Annotated in this window: 15 protein-coding genes and 1 riboswitch; of the genes, 13 read left to right on the top strand and 2 right to left on the bottom strand. The window is 61.0% G+C overall.

What is annotated here, in order from left to right; genetic code table 11:
- The first annotated feature begins 21 nt into the window (after nt 1-21).
- A complete protein-coding gene (locus tag AGR7B_RS17255) occupies nt 22-678 on the top strand; it encodes a DNA-3-methyladenine glycosylase family protein (protein WP_198939179.1) in 657 nt (218 codons plus the stop codon).
- Between the two features lie 5 nt (nt 679-683).
- Here the strand turns inward: AGR7B_RS17255 and AGR7B_RS17250 are convergent, their stop codons facing one another.
- Nucleotides 684-2,102, bottom strand: a complete 1,419-nt coding sequence (locus tag AGR7B_RS17250) for a helix-turn-helix domain-containing protein (RefSeq protein WP_080857432.1) — start codon at nt 2,100-2,102, stop codon at nt 684-686.
- 118 nt (nt 2,103-2,220) lie between these two features.
- Here AGR7B_RS17250 and AGR7B_RS17245 point away from each other — a divergent pair, with 118 nt between their 5' ends.
- The 9 genes from AGR7B_RS17245 to AGR7B_RS17205 all read left to right on the top strand — a co-directional run bounded on the left by AGR7B_RS17245 (nt 2,221) and on the right by AGR7B_RS17205 (nt 12,691).
- Nucleotides 2,221-3,753: an acyl-CoA carboxylase subunit beta gene (locus AGR7B_RS17245; RefSeq protein WP_080857431.1), complete on the top strand. Its 1,533-nt coding sequence runs from the start codon at nt 2,221-2,223 to the stop codon at nt 3,751-3,753.
- A 102-nt stretch (nt 3,754-3,855) separates the two neighbouring features.
- The gene (gene yghU / locus AGR7B_RS17240) at nt 3,856-4,752 is read left to right on the top strand and encodes a glutathione-dependent disulfide-bond oxidoreductase (RefSeq protein ID WP_078053346.1); all 897 of its coding nucleotides are present in this window, start codon (nt 3,856-3,858) and stop codon (nt 4,750-4,752) included.
- Nucleotides 4,753-4,855: 103 nt separating this feature from the next.
- A complete protein-coding gene (locus AGR7B_RS17235) occupies nt 4,856-5,233 on the top strand; it encodes a hypothetical protein (RefSeq protein WP_003520841.1) in 378 nt (125 codons plus the stop codon).
- A gap of 35 nt (nt 5,234-5,268) precedes the next feature.
- Nucleotides 5,269-5,829 (top strand): RNA 2'-phosphotransferase, encoded by a 561-nt coding sequence (locus AGR7B_RS17230; RefSeq protein ID WP_080857430.1) that lies wholly within the window; start codon nt 5,269-5,271, stop codon nt 5,827-5,829.
- Between the two features lie 35 nt (nt 5,830-5,864).
- Nucleotides 5,865-6,263, top strand: coding sequence for a hypothetical protein (locus AGR7B_RS17225; RefSeq protein WP_174036970.1), 399 nt, complete (start codon nt 5,865-5,867; stop codon nt 6,261-6,263).
- Nucleotides 6,264-6,267: 4 nt separating this feature from the next.
- The gene (locus AGR7B_RS17220; RefSeq protein WP_080857429.1) at nt 6,268-8,271 is read left to right on the top strand and encodes an acetyl-CoA carboxylase biotin carboxylase subunit; all 2,004 of its coding nucleotides are present in this window, start codon (nt 6,268-6,270) and stop codon (nt 8,269-8,271) included.
- Between the two features lie 132 nt (nt 8,272-8,403).
- Nucleotides 8,404-10,545 carry a methylmalonyl-CoA mutase gene (gene scpA / locus AGR7B_RS17215; RefSeq protein WP_080857428.1) on the top strand — a complete coding sequence of 714 codons (2,142 nt, stop codon included), beginning with the start codon at nt 8,404-8,406 and terminating at the stop codon, nt 10,543-10,545.
- 13 nt (nt 10,546-10,558) lie between these two features.
- Nucleotides 10,559-10,975: a methylmalonyl-CoA epimerase gene (gene mce / locus AGR7B_RS17210; RefSeq protein WP_080857427.1), complete on the top strand. Its 417-nt coding sequence runs from the start codon at nt 10,559-10,561 to the stop codon at nt 10,973-10,975.
- Between the two features lie 171 nt (nt 10,976-11,146).
- Nucleotides 11,147-12,691, top strand: coding sequence for a glycerol-3-phosphate dehydrogenase (locus tag AGR7B_RS17205; protein WP_080857426.1), 1,545 nt, complete (start codon nt 11,147-11,149; stop codon nt 12,689-12,691).
- A gap of 19 nt (nt 12,692-12,710) precedes the next feature.
- On the opposite strand, the gene AGR7B_RS17200 is transcribed toward AGR7B_RS17205, so the two are convergent.
- Nucleotides 12,711-13,943: an ROK family transcriptional regulator gene (locus AGR7B_RS17200; protein WP_162934190.1), complete on the bottom strand. Its 1,233-nt coding sequence runs from the start codon at nt 13,941-13,943 to the stop codon at nt 12,711-12,713.
- A 243-nt stretch (nt 13,944-14,186) separates the two neighbouring features.
- On the opposite strand from AGR7B_RS17200, the gene xylF reads away from it, so the two are divergent.
- The 3 genes from xylF to AGR7B_RS17185 all read left to right on the top strand — a co-directional run bounded on the left by xylF (nt 14,187) and on the right by AGR7B_RS17185 (nt 17,491).
- Nucleotides 14,187-15,227: a D-xylose ABC transporter substrate-binding protein gene (xylF, locus tag AGR7B_RS17195; protein WP_065657077.1), complete on the top strand. Its 1,041-nt coding sequence runs from the start codon at nt 14,187-14,189 to the stop codon at nt 15,225-15,227.
- A gap of 149 nt (nt 15,228-15,376) precedes the next feature.
- A complete protein-coding gene (locus tag AGR7B_RS17190) occupies nt 15,377-16,690 on the top strand; it encodes a sugar ABC transporter permease (RefSeq protein ID WP_078053353.1) in 1,314 nt (437 codons plus the stop codon).
- An 18-nt stretch (nt 16,691-16,708) separates the two neighbouring features.
- Complete coding sequence (locus AGR7B_RS17185) at nt 16,709-17,491, top strand: ATP-binding cassette domain-containing protein (RefSeq protein WP_078053354.1); 783 nt, start codon at nt 16,709-16,711, stop codon at nt 17,489-17,491.
- A 61-nt stretch (nt 17,492-17,552) separates the two neighbouring features.
- Nucleotides 17,553-17,764, top strand: a riboswitch (cobalamin riboswitch).
- Nucleotides 17,765-17,815: the final 51 nt, after the last annotated feature.

The following is a 17,815-nucleotide window of genomic DNA, read 5'->3' as shown; positions in this document are numbered from 1 at the left end:
AGCCGGCTGGCGGCATATGGAATGACGGACATGAAAATCATTACCGGGATGGACGACATCAGCGAAGGGCTGGAGCATCTCGCCCAACTCGATCCGGCTCTCGGCCTCGTCATCGAAAAAGCCGGCCCGCTGGAACTGCGCATTCATGAGCCCGGCTTTTCCGGCCTTGCCCATATCGTCGTCTCGCAGATGGTGTCGCGCGCCAGCGCCAATGCCATATGGGCGCGTATTTTTGCCGGCACCGGCGGCGCGGTCACGGCGGAAAATTATCTCGGCGCGTCGGCGGAATTGCGCGCCACTTTCGGCCTTTCGCGCGCCAAGGCGACGACACTGGAAGGACTGGCGCGCGCCGTCACGGAAGGGCAGATCGATCTTGACGGTGTGGTGCGCAAGGAGGGGCGTGTGGCCCTTTCCGAGCTTGTTGCGCTTCGCGGTATCGGCCCGTGGACGGCGGAGGTCTATCTGATGTTCTGCGGCGGGCATCCGGATATTTTTCCGGTTGGCGATGTGGCGCTGAGATCGGCGGTGGCTCATGCGCTTGCGCTGGAGGTGAGGCCGGAAGCGAAATGGCTGGCGGAGCGGGCGACAATCTGGTCGCCATGGCGCTCCGTGGCCGCGCGGCTTTTCTGGGGCTATTATGCCAACATCATGCGGCGCGCCATGGTGCCGCTGCCCTGAGCGGGTTAAAAATCGGCGATACTGTAGGGCAGCGCTCCGCGCGAGAGATGGTCGAAATGCAGCTTGCGTTTCAGCGGCGGCACGGCGCGTTGCACGCAATCCACCCTCTCGCAGACCCGACAGGAAATGCCGATCGGTTTGAAGGAGGCCGCATTGCCGAGATCGAGCGTATCGGCATAAACGAAATTCTGCGCATGGGAAATTTCGCAGCCGAGTGCAATGGCGTAACGCGGTCGCTCCGTATTGAAACCGGCGCCGGCCTTTTCGATCTGGGTGGCGATGGAAAGATAGCGCACGCCGTCAGGCGTTTCGGCTAGCTGCCGCACGATCCTGTCGGAGCTTTCGAAAGCCTGATGGATATTCCACAGCGGACAGGCCGCGCCGAAACGGGCAAATTGCAGCCGCGTGGCGCTGTGGCGTTTGGTGATGTTGCCGGCGCGGTCGATCTTGGCAAAAAAGATCGGCACGCCTTTTATGCCCGGCCGCTGCAAGGTGCTCAGCCGGTGGGCCACCTGCTCAAGGCTCGCGCCGAAACGAACGGCCAGAAGCTCGAGATCGTGGCGTAGCTCCTGCGCCGCCCGGTGAAAGCGGCCATAGGGCAGGATGAGGGCTGCGGCGAAATAATTGTGCAGTCCGATACGACAGATTTCGGCCGCTTCCGTGTTGCGGAAACCGGCGCCAGCCAGCACCCTGTCCACCGTCGCGCCGGCGTGAAGCTGGGCGATCTGCAACGCAAGCTGAAAACAGCGGGTGGATGCGGCCATGTAGGAGCTCAGGGCGAGCGTTTTGCCGACAGGATCGAAATGCCGGATCAGCCCGCCTGCCGCCTCTGTTCTTGTAATATGGATGCCGTAACGGCTCCTGAGATGCGCTGCCAGAATGGCGTCGGTCTCGCCTCCCTCGATCCCCAGTTCCTGCGCCAGCTCCTCGGCCAGAAGATCGATCTCGGCAACGTAATTGTCGACGAAGTGGAAGAAGTCGCGCACCTCCTCATAGGGGGTTCTTTCCACCTGCGCGGTGCCGCGGCCCAGCCGGTCATCCAGCTGCACCAGCTGCTCGCTGTTCTGGCGATAGGCCTGATGGGCGCGCAGCAGCGCATGGGCAAAACCCGGCGCGTTCTGGGCAATCAGCTTCAACTCCTGAAGCCCCGGCTCATAATTCAGGAACAGCGGGTCTTTCAGCGCCTCGCGCACGGCGGAAACCAGCCGGTCGCTTTCACCGGTCGCCAGTTCCGCCATATCAAGCTGGAATTTTTCCACCAGCGTCACCAGAACGCTGGCCGAAACCGGGCGCTGGTTATTCTCGATCTGGTTCAGGTAGCTCGCGGAAATGCCGAGCCGGTCGGCAAATTGCGCCTGTGTGGCGCGGGCGTTTTCGCGAAGGCCGCGAACCTTGCGGCCGATGAAGAGTTTTTCCGTCGCCATGTTGCAACTTTGCAAAATTAAACATTGCAAATATTTATGGCACGCATACGCGCACGATCAAGGCTTCTTGGCGAATGTTTTCTGGGCTATTGATCGTGGCACAACGCATGGAGGAAACATGCCCGGCATTCTGGAGCAATTGGAAACGCGGCGCGCTGAGGCGCGGCTCGGCGGCGGCGTCAAGCGCATCGAGGCGCAGCATGGCAAGGGCAAGCTGACGGCGCGCGAGCGTATCGACGTGCTCCTGGATGAAGGTTCCTTCGAAGAGTATGACATGTACGTCACCCACCGGGCGGTGGATTTCGGCATGGCGGAGCAGAAGGTGGCGGGTGACGGTGTCGTGACCGGCTGGGGCACCATCAATGGCCGGCAGGTCTATGTGTTTTCGCAGGATTTCACCGTGCTTGGCGGTTCGCTCTCGGAAACCCATGCCCAGAAAATCTGCAAGATCATGGATATGGCGGTGCGCAACGGCGCGCCGGTGATCGGCCTCAACGACAGCGGCGGCGCGCGCATTCAGGAGGGCGTGGCCTCGCTCGGCGGTTATGCCGATGTGTTCAAGCGCAATGTCGTCGCCTCCGGCGTCGTGCCGCAAATCTCCGTCATCATGGGGCCCTGCGCGGGCGGTGCAGTTTATTCGCCGGCCATGACCGATTTCATCTTCATGGTGCGCGATACCTCCTACATGTTCGTGACCGGGCCGGATGTGGTGAAGACGGTGACGAACGAGATCGTCACGGCCGAAGAACTGGGCGGGGCCTCCACCCATACCAAAAAATCCTCCGTCGCCGATGGCGCTTACGAAAACGACATCGAGACGCTGGAACATGTGCGGCTGCTTTTCGATTTTCTGCCGCTTAACAATCGCGAAAAGCCGCCGGTGCGGCCGTTCCACGACGACCCGGCGCGGCTGGAATCGCGGCTCGATACGCTGATCCCTGATAGTTCCAACAAGCCCTATGACATGAAGGAACTGATCCACGCGCTGGCCGATGAGGGCGATTTCTTCGAGTTGCAGGAGGCCTTTGCCCGCAACATCATCACCGGCTTCATCCGTCTCGAAGGCCAGACGGTGGGGGTTGTCGCCAACCAGCCGATGGTGCTGGCCGGCTGCCTCGATATCGACAGTTCGCGCAAGGCCGCCCGTTTCGTGCGCTTCTGCGATGCCTTCAATATTCCGCTGCTGACGCTGGTGGATGTGCCGGGCTTCCTGCCGGGAACCGCGCAGGAATATGGCGGCGTCATCAAGCACGGCGCAAAACTTCTCTTCGCCTATTCGGAGACGACGGTGCCGATGGTGACGCTGATCACCCGCAAGGCCTATGGCGGCGCTTATGACGTGATGGCCTCGAAACATATCGGCGCGGATGTGAATTACGCCTGGCCGACGGCGGAAATCGCCGTGATGGGCGCGAAGGGGGCGGCGGAAATTCTCTATCGTTCCGAGCTTGCCGATCCGGAAAAGATCGCCGCGCGCACGAAGGAATATGAGGAGCGTTTCGCCAATCCCTTCGTGGCGGCGGAGCGCGGTTTTATCGATGAGGTGATCATGCCGCATTCCTCACGCCGCCGCATCGCCCGCGCGTTTGCGTCGCTGCGTAACAAGAACGTGGAAACCCGCTGGAAGAAACACGACACCATTCCGCTCTGATCTGCTGCAGGGCTGGAAAAATGCTTCGGCCACCTTACTATATGTTTGTTCAGGCGCCCGGATGTCCGGATGTCCTCCCGAAACGCACAAGGACACATTTTCATGGCCGAAAATTCCTCCGCAGATAATTTCCCCGCCGGATATGAACCGCCCAAGGTCTGGACCTGGGAAAAGGGCAATGGCGGCCAGTTCGCCAATATCAACCGGCCTATCGCCGGCCCGACCCACGAAAAGGAACTTCCCGTCGGCAAGCATCCACTGCAGCTTTATTCGCTGGCGACGCCGAATGGCCAGAAGGTCACCATCATGCTGGAAGAATTGCTGGCTGCCGGCCACAAGGGCGCAGACTATGATGCCTGGCTGATCAAGATCGGTGAAGGCGACCAGTTCGGTTCCGGTTTCGTCGGCGTCAATCCGAATTCCAAGATCCCGGCGCTGATGGATCACTCGACGCCTGAGCCGACGCGCGTTTTCGAAAGCGGCTCGATCCTCGTTTATCTCGCCGAAAAATTCGGCGCCTTCCTGCCGAAAGAGGGCAATGCCCGCACGCAGGCGCTGAACTGGCTGTTCTGGCAGATGGGCTCCGCCCCCTTCCTCGGCGGCGGTTTCGGCCATTTTTATGCCTATGCGCCGGTGAAGATCAAATACGCCATCGACCGCTACGCCATGGAAGTCAAACGCCAGCTCGACGTGCTGGACCGGCATCTGGCCGAGAACCGCTACCTGGCGGGTTCGGAATATACGATCGCCGACATGGCCGTCTGGCCATGGTACGGCAAGATCGCGCTCGGCCAGGCCTATGGCGATGCCGGTGCTTTCCTTGAGGCGGACGGTTACAAAAACGTCATGCGCTGGACGCTGGAAATCGGCGAACGCCCGGCGGTCAAGCGTGGCGTGATCGTCAACAAGACCTCGGGCGATCCGTCCGAACAATTGCATGAACGCCACGATGCCTCCGACTTCGAGACGAAGACGCAGGACAAGATCGGCAGGGCGTAAAGAAAGATTAGAGCGCCAAAAGCGCTCTAACTATTTGAATTGGCGCATTTCCGGACGTAAAAGCAAGGCCGCTTTTACTGGAAATGTTTTGGAAGGACAAAAGATGGCGAACCTGCCCGAAATGACCAAACACAAGGGATTTCCCTCCGGCATGCCGAGCACGGGTGTCCAGTTCACCATCCGCCGCGCCAACCCCAAAGGGGTAACGCCTATCAAGATGATACCCCGCCGGGCGCGCAACGACACCAAGGAGCATCGCATCGATGCCGCCTTCCTGCATTCGCTCTGGCACCATTTCGGTGCCGAGCCCTTCGAGCGCGGCAATCTCGACGCCGCCCGCCTCAACCTGCTCTTCGGCCGCGAGGTGGTGCCGGCGGAGAAGAATTTCGACCCGCTTTCCTATCAGGCGATGCTTGTCATTGACGAACGTGTCGCCCGGCAGAACTTCCCGGAATCCTTCGAGAATTTTTTCGAGATTTGAGTGTGCGGTCATCCGCCAACGGGGAATGAAATTCGATGTCGACAGCGACCAGCAAATTTCTGAGTTACGTTCTGCGCCATGCGCCTGAAAGCATCGGCCTGACCCTGGATGCTCAGGGTTGGGCGGATGTCGCAGATCTGTTGGCAAAAGCGAATGCGAGCGGCACGCCGCTCGATGAGGCAGGCCTCTTTTCGGTCGTCGCAGAAAGCGACAAGAAGCGCTTCACGTTGTCGGAAGACGGCCGCCGCATCCGGGCGGCGCAGGGGCATTCCGTTAAGGTCGATCTTGGCCGGCCGCCAGTCGAGCCGCCGCCGCAATTGTTTCACGGTACGGCAACCCGCTTTCTCGATTCCATTCTGCGGGAAGGCTTGCGTCCGGGGGAAAGGCAGCAGGTTCATCTTTCCGCTGACCGGAAGACTGCGATTACCGTCGGACAACGGCATGGAAAACCTGTGGTCCTGATTGTCGATGCCGGCCGGATGTTTGCGGATGGCTGCAATTTCTACCAAGCCGACAACGGCGTTTGGCTGACGGACGCCGTGCCCTTTGCCTATTTGACCCAGTTCGAGGATTCCTCAGCGGAGAGCGACGGGTGACGGGCTGACGTTTGGTAATGGAGGAGGGAGGCGAAATGGGTGTCGGCATATTTCAGATCGATATGGATTGGCTGCATCGCTGGCTAAGGCAGCGGCGTGGCGGCGGTGCTCGTAAGCCCGGCAACCGCAAGCTCAAACCCAGGATGACGCCGGAAGCCGCCCGGCTCGATCACCGGCAGATGTTGCGTTTCATGGCGCTCAATGCGGCAGTTGGCGTGCTGATCGGCGTCTGCGTCGGTGCAGCGCTGATCTTTCTCGACATTGGCGGTTTGGGCGCGCGCATCGGCCGTGCGGCAAATCCGGTCGTGCCCGTGCTGCTGGTCGTCATGCCCATTGCATCCCTGTTCGGCGCGGCCGCCACCGCCTCGGCGATCCTGATGATGCCCTATGAAAAGAAATTCCGCGACGACGATGACGATGCGAGGGGAGAATAACCGCATGATCAAGAAAATCCTCATCGCCAATCGCGGCGAGATTGCCTGCCGGGTCATCAAGACGGCAAGCAAGATGGGCATCGCCACTGTCGCGGTCTATTCGGATGCGGATGCCAATGCGCTGCATGTGAGACAAGCGGATGAGGCCGTTCATATCGGCCCGGCCCCCTCGTCTCAGTCCTATATCGTCATCGACAGGATTCTTGAGGCAATCGCGAAGACCGGGGCGGATGCTGTCCATCCCGGTTACGGTTTCCTGTCGGAAAATGCTGCCTTCGCCGAGGCGCTGGAAAAGGCGGGTGTCGCCTTCATCGGTCCGCCTGTTGGCGCCATCAAGGCCATGGGCGACAAGATCACCTCCAAGAAACTGGCCGCGGAAGCGGGTGTTTCCACCGTTCCCGGCCATATGGGGCTGATCGAGGATGCGGATGAGGCGGTGAGGATCGCCTCGCAGATCGGTTATCCCGTCATGATCAAGGCGTCGGCCGGTGGCGGCGGCAAGGGCATGCGCATCGCTTTCAACGATGCCGAGGCGCGCGAGGGTTTCCAGTCCTCGAAAAACGAGGCGAAATCCTCCTTTGGCGATGACCGCATTTTCATCGAGAAATTCGTCACCCAGCCGCGCCACATTGAAATTCAGGTGCTGGGCGACAAGCACGGCAACACACTTTATCTGGGTGAACGCGAATGCTCGATCCAGCGCCGTAACCAGAAAGTCATCGAGGAAGCGCCGTCGCCCTTTCTGGACGAAGCGACCCGCAAAGCCATGGGCGAGCAGGCCGTGGCGCTGGCGAGAGCCGTCGGTTACCATTCGGCCGGCACGGTGGAGTTCATCGTCGATGGCGAGAGGAATTTCTACTTTCTGGAAATGAACACCCGCCTGCAGGTGGAGCATCCGGTGACGGAACTCATCACCGGCATCGATCTGGTCGAACAGATGATCCGTGTGGCATCAGGAGAAAAGCTCTCCTTCGGGCAGGCGGATGTGAGGTTGAACGGCTGGGCCATCGAAAGCCGGCTTTATGCCGAAGATCCCTACCGCAACTTCCTGCCCTCCATCGGCCGGCTGACACGATATCGCCCGCCGCAGGAGGGTGCGCAGGAGAACGGCACCGTCATCCGCAACGATACCGGTGTCTTCGAAGGTGGCGAAATTTCGATGTATTACGATCCGATGATCGCCAAGCTGTGCGCTCTAGGCAAGGATCGCGAAACCGCCATCGACGCAATGGGGCAGGCGCTGGACCGTTTCGAGGTGGAGGGCATCGGCCATAATCTGCCTTTCCTGTCGGCCGTCATGCAGCATGAGCGTTTCCGCGCCGGCCGCCTGACGACGGGCTTTATCGCTGAAGAATTTCCGGAAGGATTTTCCGGCGTGGAACCGGATGAGGCCACGGCGCGCCAGCTCTCCGCCATCGCCGCCATCATCCATCAGCGGCTGCAGAGCCGTGCGGTCGAAATTTCCGGCACCATCGGCAATCATCGCCGCATCGTCGGCCAGGACTGGGTGGTGTCATCAGGCGCATCCCGCCACAGGGTTGCGGTTGAAATCGGCACGGATGGCACGGCGATCCGTTTTGAAGACGGGGCGGCGCTCACCGTCGATACCGGCTGGCTTCCCGGCCAGAGCCTTGGCCTGTTCACGGTAGCGGGTGAGGTTATCGCCGCCAAGGTCGATCTTGCAGGTGCTGCTATCCGCCTGCGCTGGCGCGGCATGGATATTCGTGCCCATGTGCGTAGCCCGCGTGTGGCGGAACTGGCGCTGCTGATGCCGGAAAAGCTGCCGCCGGATACATCTAAACTGCTGCTTTGCCCCATGCCGGGCGTCATCACCGGTATTTCGGTGGGTGAGGGCGATGAGGTGGAGGCCGGTCAGGCGCTGGCGACGGTGGAAGCCATGAAGATGGAAAACATCCTGCGCGCGGAAAAACGCGGCCGCGTTGCCAGAGTGGCGGCAAAACCGGGCGACAGCCTTGCGGTGGATGAAGTCATCCTCGAATTCGAGTGATGCCGCTGCCGTTTTTCCGGAACGCATGTGGGCCGGAGCGGTTTACGGGGTCGGACCTGCGGGCGGATCGTTCGATTTTCGTCACGATCACCGGCCACAGTGCTAAAATGAAATGCAGAAGGGGAGAGATGCATGTCGGGTGAAAAAACGGCGCGGGATTGGCTGCAGCTTGCCGAGAAAGAGCTGAAGCGTTCACCGGAAACGCTCGTCTGGCACACACCCGAAGGCATTGAGGTGAAGCCGCTCTATACCGCTGACGATCTTCAGAAGATTTCCCATCTGGACAGCCTGCCGGGCTTTGCGCCTTTCACGCGCGGCCCGCGCGCCACCATGTATGCCGGCCGGCCCTGGACCATCCGCCAATATGCCGGTTTTTCCACGGCCGAAGCCTCGAACGCCTTTTACCGCAAGGCGCTCGCCGCCGGTCAGCAGGGCGTTTCGGTTGCCTTCGACCTCGCCACCCACCGCGGTTACGATAGCGATCATCCGCGTGTGGAGGGCGATGTCGGCAAGGCGGGCGTGGCGATCGACAGCGTCGAGGACATGAAAATCCTGTTCGATGGCATTCCGCTCGAAAAAGTCTCGGTGTCGATGACCATGAATGGCGCGGTCATTCCCGTGCTTGCCAGTTTCATCGTTGCGGGGGAAGAGCAGGGTGTGCCCCGCGCCGCCCTTTCCGGCACCATTCAGAACGATATCCTCAAGGAGTTCATGGTCCGCAACACCTATATCTATCCGCCGGAACCTTCGATGCGGATCATTGCCGACATCATCGAATATACGGCGAAGGAGATGCCGAAATTCAATTCCATCTCCATTTCCGGCTATCACATGCAGGAAGCGGGCGCGACGCTTACGCAGGAGCTGGCCTTCACGCTCGCGGATGGCCGCGAATATGTGCGGGCGGCGCTGGCCAAGGGACTGAACGTCGATGATTTCGCCGGCCGCCTGTCGTTCTTTTTCGCCATCGGCATGAATTTCTTCATGGAGGCTGCCAAGCTGCGCGCCGCGCGCCTGCTCTGGTCGCGCATCATGGAGGAGTTCAAGCCGCAGAAGGCGTCGTCGCTGATGCTGCGCACCCATTGCCAGACGTCCGGCGTCTCGCTTCAGGAGCAGGACCCTTATAACAATATCGTCCGCACCGCTTTCGAGGCCATGTCCGCCGTGCTGGGCGGCACGCAGTCGCTGCACACGAATTCCTTCGATGAGGCGATTGCCCTGCCGACGGAGTTTTCCGCCCGCATCGCCCGCAATACCCAGCTTATCCTTCAGCACGAAACCGGCGTCACAAAAGTCGTCGATCCGCTGGCCGGCTCCTATTATGTCGAAAGCCTGACTGACGAACTGGCAGAGAAGGCCTGGGCGCTGATCGAGGAGGTCGAGGCGCTTGGCGGCATGACCAAGGCGGTGGCGGAAGGCTTGCCGAAACGGCTGATCGAAGAGGCGGCAACGCGACGGCAGGCGGCGGTGGACAAGGGCGAGGAGGTTATCGTCGGTGTCAACCGTTACCGTCTCGAAAACGAGGAAGATATCGATGTTCTCGATATCGACAACGCCGCCGTGCGGGCCGCACAAATCCGCCGCATCGAAGAAACGCGCCGCCGCCGCGATGGCAAGGACGTGACCGCCGCTTTGGCAGCACTTTCCGAGATCGCCCGCAGCGGCAAGGGCAATATTCTCGAGGCCGCCGTTGTCGCCGCCCGCGCCCGCGCGACGGTGGGAGAGATTTCCGATGCGCTGCGTGCGGCCTTCGGCGACCATGCCGCCGTGCCGGAGGTGGTGAGCGATATCTACGGCGAGGCCTACAAGGACGAGCCGGAACTTGCCACGCTCGCCGCCCGGCTTTCCGGTGTGGCTGAGAGGATCGGCACCAAGCCGCGCATCATGGTCGCCAAGCTCGGGCAGGATGGCCATGATCGCGGTGCGAAGGTCATTGCGTCTGCCTTCGGTGATATCGGTTTCGATGTGCTGGCCGGCCCCCTGTTTCAGACACCCGTTGAAGCGGCCGATCTCGCTGTTCAGAACAAGGTGCATGTGGTCGGCATGTCGTCGCTCGCCGCCGGTCACAAGACGCTGGCGCCGCAGCTGGTCGAGGCGCTGAAACAGAAGGGCGCGGAAGATATCATCGTCGTCGTCGGCGGCGTCATTCCGCGGCAGGATTATCAGTTCCTGCTCGACCACGGTGTCTCGGCGATTTTCGGCCCCGGCACCAATGTCATGGATGCTGCGAACAAGGTGCTCGACCTGCTAGAAGGCATCAGGCGCAACGCGTGAGGGAAAGACGGCCATGTTCGGAAGATTGAATCACGTCGCCATCGCGGTGCCCGATCTGAATGCCGCCATCGCCCGTTATAGGGGGCTCGGCGCAGATGTCTCGGAACCGCAATCGCTACCCGAACACGGCGTGACGGTGGTTTTCATTCAGGCTGACAATACCAAGATCGAGCTTCTTCACCCGCTCGGCGAAGATTCGCCGATTGCCGCTTTTCTCGAGAGAAATCCGGGCGGCGGCACGCATCATCTCTGCTTTGAAGTGCCTGACATTGTCGCGGCGCGCGACGATCTCGTCAAAAAGGGCGTTCGAATTCTGGGTGATGGCGAGCCGAAGATCGGCGCGCATGGCAATCCCGTTCTTTTCCTGCATCCGAAGGATATGGGTGGCGTGCTCTATGAGCTTGAGCAGGTTTCCCAAACATACGGCTGAAACACAGACCCCGTAAGAGGCTGGCATACGGTGAACGGCGCGCAGCTGCCGTTCGCCTTTGCCGGAACATGTTTCGTTTGTTTTCTTTTGACATTCGTTTTATTTTCGTTTTTATGGCAATTGTCTTTCAACGATGGGGGTGCGATCCCCCGACGCTGTCGTGGAGGCTCTATGTCCGGCGAGAATATTTTCGATCTTTTTGTCATCGGTGGCGGCATCAACGGCTGCGGCATTGCCCGCGATGCGGTGGGCAGGGGCTATTCCGTCGCGCTAGCGGAAAAGGGCGATTTCGCTTCCGGCACGTCTTCCGCCGCCACCAAGCTTATTCATGGTGGCCTGCGTTATCTCGAGCATTACGAGTTTCGTCTGGTGCGCGAAGCGCTGATGGAGCGGGAAATCCTCTGGGCCATGGCGCCGCATGTCATCTGGCCCATGCGTTTCGTCCTGCCCATCCAGAAAGGCGGCGTGCGCCCGGCCTGGATGGTCCGGCTCGGCCTGTTCCTTTATGACAATCTCGGCGGCCGCAAGCTTTTGCCGGCGACCCGCACGCTCGACCTTCGCAGGGACCCGGCGGGCAAGCCGCTGAAGCCGGCTTTCGCCACGGCTTTCGAATATTCCGACGGCTGGGTGGATGATGCCCGTTTCGTGGTCCTCAACGCGCGCGATGCGGCCAATCGCGGCGCGACGATCATGAACCGCACGCGGGTCGTTTCCGCACGGCGCGAAGGCGAGCTGTGGCTCATCGAGACGCTGGACGAAAAAACCGGACGCGCGGCCACGCACAAGGCGCGTATGCTGGTGAATGCCACCGGCCCCTGGGTGGACAAGGTGCTTTCCGGCGTCTTCGGCCGCAACGACGTGCACAATGTCCGGCTCGTTCAGGGCAGCCATATCATCGTGCGCAGGAAGTTTTCCGACCCGCGCGCCTATTTCTTCCAGAACCCGGATAACCGCATCATCTTCGCCATTCCCTATGAGCGCGATTTCACGCTGATCGGAACCACGGACCGCGATTACAAGGGCGATCCGGCCAGGGTTCGCATCTCCGAGGAGGAGATTTCCTATCTCTGCAACGCGGCCAGCGACTATTTCAGCGAACCGGTCCGGCCGGAAGATATCGTCTGGACCTATTCCGGCGTTCGCCCGCTTTTTGATGACGGTGCATCGAAAGCGCAGGAGGCGACGCGCGATTATGTGCTGAAGGTTGAAGAGACAGCGGGTGAGGCGCCACTCCTCAATATTTTCGGCGGCAAGCTCACCACCTATCGGCGGCTGGCGGAACATGCGCTGGAAAAGATCGGTGCGGCGATTGGTGAAAAGGGCAAGCCGTGGACGGCGGGCTCTCACCTGCCGGGCGGCGATTTCGGCGCTGAGAGATATGAGGCGCAGGTGCGGTCGCTCGTCTCCCGTTATCCCTTCCTTGACGGACGTCATGCCGAGCGACTTGTCAGAAACTACGGCACCAAGGCGGCGGAACTGTTGGGCAGCGCTACCGATGTCTCCGGCCTCGGCCGGCATTTCGGCGGCACGCTTTATGAATGCGAGGTACGCTGGCTGGTTGAGCACGAATGGGCCTGCGCGGCCGAGGACATTCTCTGGCGGCGCACGAAACAGGGCCTGCGCCTCAACAAGGACGAGGCTGCCGGTCTCGATGACTTCGTTGCTTTGCTGATGGGTGGCGGGCAAGAGGCCGAAGCCGTGGCCGAGCGGGCTTGAAAAACCGCCGGTTGCCCCGTCAGCTCCCGGAATTCCTCACCGGTCTCTCCGGGCCGTCGGCGCTCAGGATATAGTCGTCTGCAGCTGAAAGGGCGTGTTCCATGTGCCCTTCGAACACCAGTTCCGGCTCGTTGGGCGCTAAAGCGATTTTCGGCATGCCGCCGAAACGCACCGCCTGCGATTGCGCCAGACCCTCGCGCAGGCCGCTTTCCAGAAGATCGAAATAGCGGGTGCCGGGGCCGGTGATGAAGACCGGCATATGGCCATGCAGGCTGAAGAGGCGTGAAAGACCGTTGCCGAGCGCAAGTCCGGCGGTGCGGAAGGCGAACCGCGCCATGCGCGCGCCGTTGCGGGCCGAGGCGGCGATCTTGTCCACCTCGGCGATCGGTACGAATTTCGCCGGTTCCGCCTGCGGCGGGGCTTCGAAAGCAGAACGCAGGATGGCGTAAAACCCGGAATAGGCCTCGATGCAGCCTTTGGTGCCGCAACGGCACAGCGCGCCGTCGGCCAGATGCAGCATGTGGCCGAAATTGGGGGCGCTGACATCGATTGCGTCGCCCGTCGAGCGGGCGATGCCAAGACCGATGCTGTGGCCGAGCGACAGGGTGACGAGGGCTTCCGGCGCCGGGTTTTCCCGTGCCTGCTCCCGCATCCAGATGGCTTTTGCGGCCAGCAGCGTCTCGTTGTTCAGCGTCACGCGAATGCGCCCATCCCCGGAAACGAGTCGCTGGAAATCGATCCTTTCGTCACCGAGAACGGGCGACCAGACAAGCGTTGCCGCGGCCGCATCCACCAGCCCCTTGCTGCTGATCGAGACCTGGAGGATATCGTGACGGTCGATGCGCGAGCGATCGGCAAGTCTTGCGAGGCCAGCGAGGATCGCGCCGCCGAATGTGCCTTTTTCAGCTGTAATCCTCTGTTCGGTGAAGCGGTCCACCAGCTTGCCGGCATAATCGACCAGTGAATATTGCACGCTGTCGGAAGAGATGATGACGATGGCGACATGGCAGAAAGCGCCGCGCGGGCCGAAGAGAATGCGCGGCCGGCCACGGCCGGCGGTGGCGAGCTGCTCTTTCCGCAGAATGAGCCCGGCCCGCTCAAGCTCGGTGGTGATGGCGGAGACGGTTGCGGAGGCAAGCCCGGTGAAAGACGACATGTCGGTATGGGAAAGGTTGCCGTGCAGGCGCAGCGCCGCCATCACCGACAGGCTGTTTTTCTGGCGCACCAGTTCCGTACTTGCAATGGCGGACATGGGCTGGGGCATGCTCCCTGAACGGCCTTTTTCCTGTCGTGCTGATCCACTCTGATGGCGCATGCCAGAGCGAAGATCAAGGCACCCGGATGCTGCCCGCAGCCGTTGTTGACAGCATGGGGAATCTCTGACATTAATTTTCTCGACTGTCGAGAAAATTGTGAAACCACAGAGACCGGCAGCTTTTTCCGGGCGTTTTTCCTGCATGGAGGTGCGGGGCTTCGCCCTTACCGGGAGGACATCATGAATTCTTTTGCCAAGCTTTTGGCGGGTACGGCCGTACTCGTTTCCCTGCATACCGCGGCTATTGCGGCCGATCTCGTCGTCGGCGTTTCCTGGTCGAATTTCCAGGAAGAACGCTGGAAAACGGACGAGGCGGCCATCAAGGCGGCGCTCGACAAGGCCGGCGCGAAATACATCTCCGCCGATGCGCAATCATCCGCCGCAAAGCAGCTCACCGACGTGGAATCGCTGATCTCGCAGGGCGCCAACGCGCTGATCATTCTGGCGCAGGACAGCGACGCGATCGGTCCGGCCGTTGAAAAGGCCGTTGCCGAGGGCATTCCGGTCGTGGGTTACGACCGCCTGATCGAAAACCAGAACGCCTTCTACATCACCTTCGATAACAAGGAAGTCGGCCGTCTGCAGGCTGCCGAAGTCTTCAAGGTGAAGCCGGAAGGCAATTACGTCTTCATCAAGGGCTCTTCTTCCGACCCGAATGCGGACTTCCTGTTCGCCGGTCAGCAGGAAGTGCTGAAGGCGGCCATTGACGGCGGCAAGATCAAGAATGTCGGCGAAGCCTATACCGATGGCTGGAAGCCGGAAAATGCCCAGAAGAACATGGAACAGTTCCTGACCAAGAATAACAACAAGGTCGATGCGGTCGTAGCCTCGAATGACGGCACGGCCGGCGGTGCAATCGCCGCTCTCGCCGCGCAGGGCATGGCAGGTTCGGTTCCCGTTTCCGGTCAGGATGCCGATTTCGCCGCGCTGAACCGCGTCGCACTCGGCACGCAGACGGTGTCGGTCTGGAAGGACAGCCGTGAACTTGGCAAGGAAGCGGCTGGCATTGCGCTGGAACTGGCCGGCGGCAAGAAGATGACCGAGATCAAGGGTGTCTCCACCTTTGAAGGCGGTCCGAAAAAAGTGAAGATGCAGTCGGTCTTCCTCAAGCCTATCGCCATCACGAAGGACAATCTGAACGTCGTCATCGACGCTGGCTGGATCAAGAAGGAAACGGCCTGCCAGGGCGTGAAGGCTAAAACGGTCAAAGCCTGCGATTGATCGAATAGGTCCCGGTTCGGGCGCTGCGCCATGGTTCATGGCGCGGCGCCTTTAGAGCATTTCTAGGAAAAGTAGGCCCCGGTTTTCCGTCCGGAAATGCGCCAGAAAAAAGCGAAAACGCTCTAAGATGTGAGGAGCACCGGCAGTTCATGGCCGATATGACCCAGTCCAATACTACAGCGTCGCAAAAGACGGAAAAAACAGGCTCGATAACGCGCTTCATCAACGCCACCGAGCTGGATACCAGACTGCTCGGCATGGTCGGTGCGCTTCTTCTGATCTGGATCGGATTTCATATCCTGTCCGGCGGGCTGTTCCTGACGCCGCGAAACCTCTGGAACCTCTCCGTGCAGACCGCGTCCGTGGCCGTCATGGCGACCGGCATGGTGCTCGTCATCGTCACCCGCAACATCGACCTGTCGGTCGGCTCGATCCTCGGTTTTTCCGGCATGATCATGGGTGTCATGCAGGCGGAAATCCTGCCGCAGATCCTCGGCTTTGAACATTGGGCCACGTGGATCGTCACGCTTATGGTCGGCATTCTCGTCGGCGGCGCCATCGGCATGTTGCAGGGCTCCATCATCGCCTTCCTCAACGTGCCGTCCTTCATCGTCACGCTGGGCGGCCTGCTCGTTTGGCGCGGCGGTACCTGGTTCATCACCAGCGGCCGCACCGTGGCGCCGATGGATTCCACCTTCAGACTGATGGGCGGCGGCACCAGCGGTTCGATCGGCGCGACATGGAGCTGGATCGCCGCTGTCATCGCCTGCGTCGCCATCATTGCGGCCATCCTGAACTCCCGCCATCAGCGCCGCCGTTTCGGCTTTCCGTTGCGGCCCGTCTGGGCGGAATATTTTCTGGCCGCGCTGGGCTGCCTTGTCGTCATCGGTTTCGTGGCGGTGGTCAACAGCTATCCATGGCCGGTCAACATCGCCCGCAACTATGCCGATGCCAATGGCATCGCCTGGCCTGAAGGCGGTCTGTTCATTTCGCATGGCATCGCCATTCCGGTGCTGATGGCGCTCGCCGTCGGTGCGGTCATGACTTTCATCGCCACACGGCTGCGTTTCGGCCGTTATGTCTTCGCCATCGGCGGCAATCCGGAAGCGGCCGAACTCGCCGGCATCAAGACCCGCTGGGTGACGGTGAAGATCTTCACGCTGATGGGCGTTCTGTGCGCCATCGCCGCCGCCATCTCCACCGCCCGTCTCAACGCGGCCACAAATGCCCAGGGCGAGTTGGACGAGCTTTACACCATCGCGGCGGCCGTCATCGGCGGCACTTCGCTTGCCGGCGGTGTCGGAACCATAGCGGGTGCGATGCTCGGCGCGCTCGTCATGCAGTCGCTGCAATCCGGCATGGTGCTGGTGGGCATCGATACGCCCTTCCAGCGCATCGTCGTCGGTGTGGTCCTGGTCGTCGCCGTCTGGCTCGACACCATCTACCGCGCCCGCGCCAAGTAAGAACCGAGGAGAACTCCTATGACGGACCAAGTCACGCCCCTCGTGGAAATGCGCAATATTTCCATTTCCTTCGGCGGTATCCATGCGGTGGAAAACGCCTCTGTCGATCTTTTCCCCGGTGAGGTGGTCGCCCTTCTCGGCCACAATGGCGCGGGCAAATCGACGCTGATCAAAATCCTCTCCGGCGCCTATCGGCGCGATGGCGGGGATATTCTCATCAATGGCGAGGATGCCGATATCCGCAATCCGCGCGACGCCAAGAAATACGGCATCGAGACCATCTACCAGACACTGGCCGTGGCCGATAACGTCGATGCGGCGGCCAATCTTTATCTCGGCCGCGAGCTGAAGACGAAATGGGGCACACTTGACGATGTCGCCATGGAAGCCTCGGCCCGCGAGGTCATGGGGCGTCTCAACCCCAATTTCCGGCGGTTCAAGGAACCGGTGAAGGCGCTGTCCGGCGGCCAGCGGCAATCCGTCGCCATCGCCCGCGCCATTCTGTTCGACGCCCGCATCCTCATCATGGACGAGCCGACGGCCGCACTCGGGCCGCAGGAAACGGCGCAGGTGGGCGATCTCGTCAAGGAGCTGAAACGGCAGGGCATCGGCATCTTCCTCATCAGCCACGATATTCACGATGTCTTCGATCTGGCCGACCGGGTCTTCGTGATGAAGAACGGCAAGGTGGTGGGCCATGCCCGCACGCAGGACGTCACCAAGGACGAAGTGCTTGGCATGATCATTTTGGGCAAGGTGCCGCCCGGTGCGGTGCCGGGGCCGGGTGCGGTGGCGCTCTGAGTTCAGTGAAATAAAGATATAAAGATTTCTTTATGTCTATTGACATCGTGACGCCCGTGGTGAGAAATGCGGGTGTCATGGTTCTCCGGGCTTGTTTGTTCGATCCCGGAGCTAAGAGGGAATCCGGTGCGCCGACGATCGGCAAGACCGGAGCTGCCCCCGCAACTGTAAGCGGCGAGCCTTTGTCCAACACGTCACTGGGGTAAACCCCGGGAAGACGGACAAAGGCGACGACCCGTAAGCCAGGAGACCTGCCAGGACAAAATAACGTCCACGGGCGGGGTGTCCCGGTGGTTGCTGCAATGGTCCGGCACAGGCTGGGCC

The organism is Agrobacterium deltaense RV3, from assembly GCF_900013505.1.
GTDB classification, from domain to species: Bacteria; Pseudomonadota; Alphaproteobacteria; order Rhizobiales; family Rhizobiaceae; genus Agrobacterium; species Agrobacterium leguminum.
Note: the sequence above shows the minus strand (reverse complement) of the source record. Positions and strands in the feature narration are given on the sequence as shown.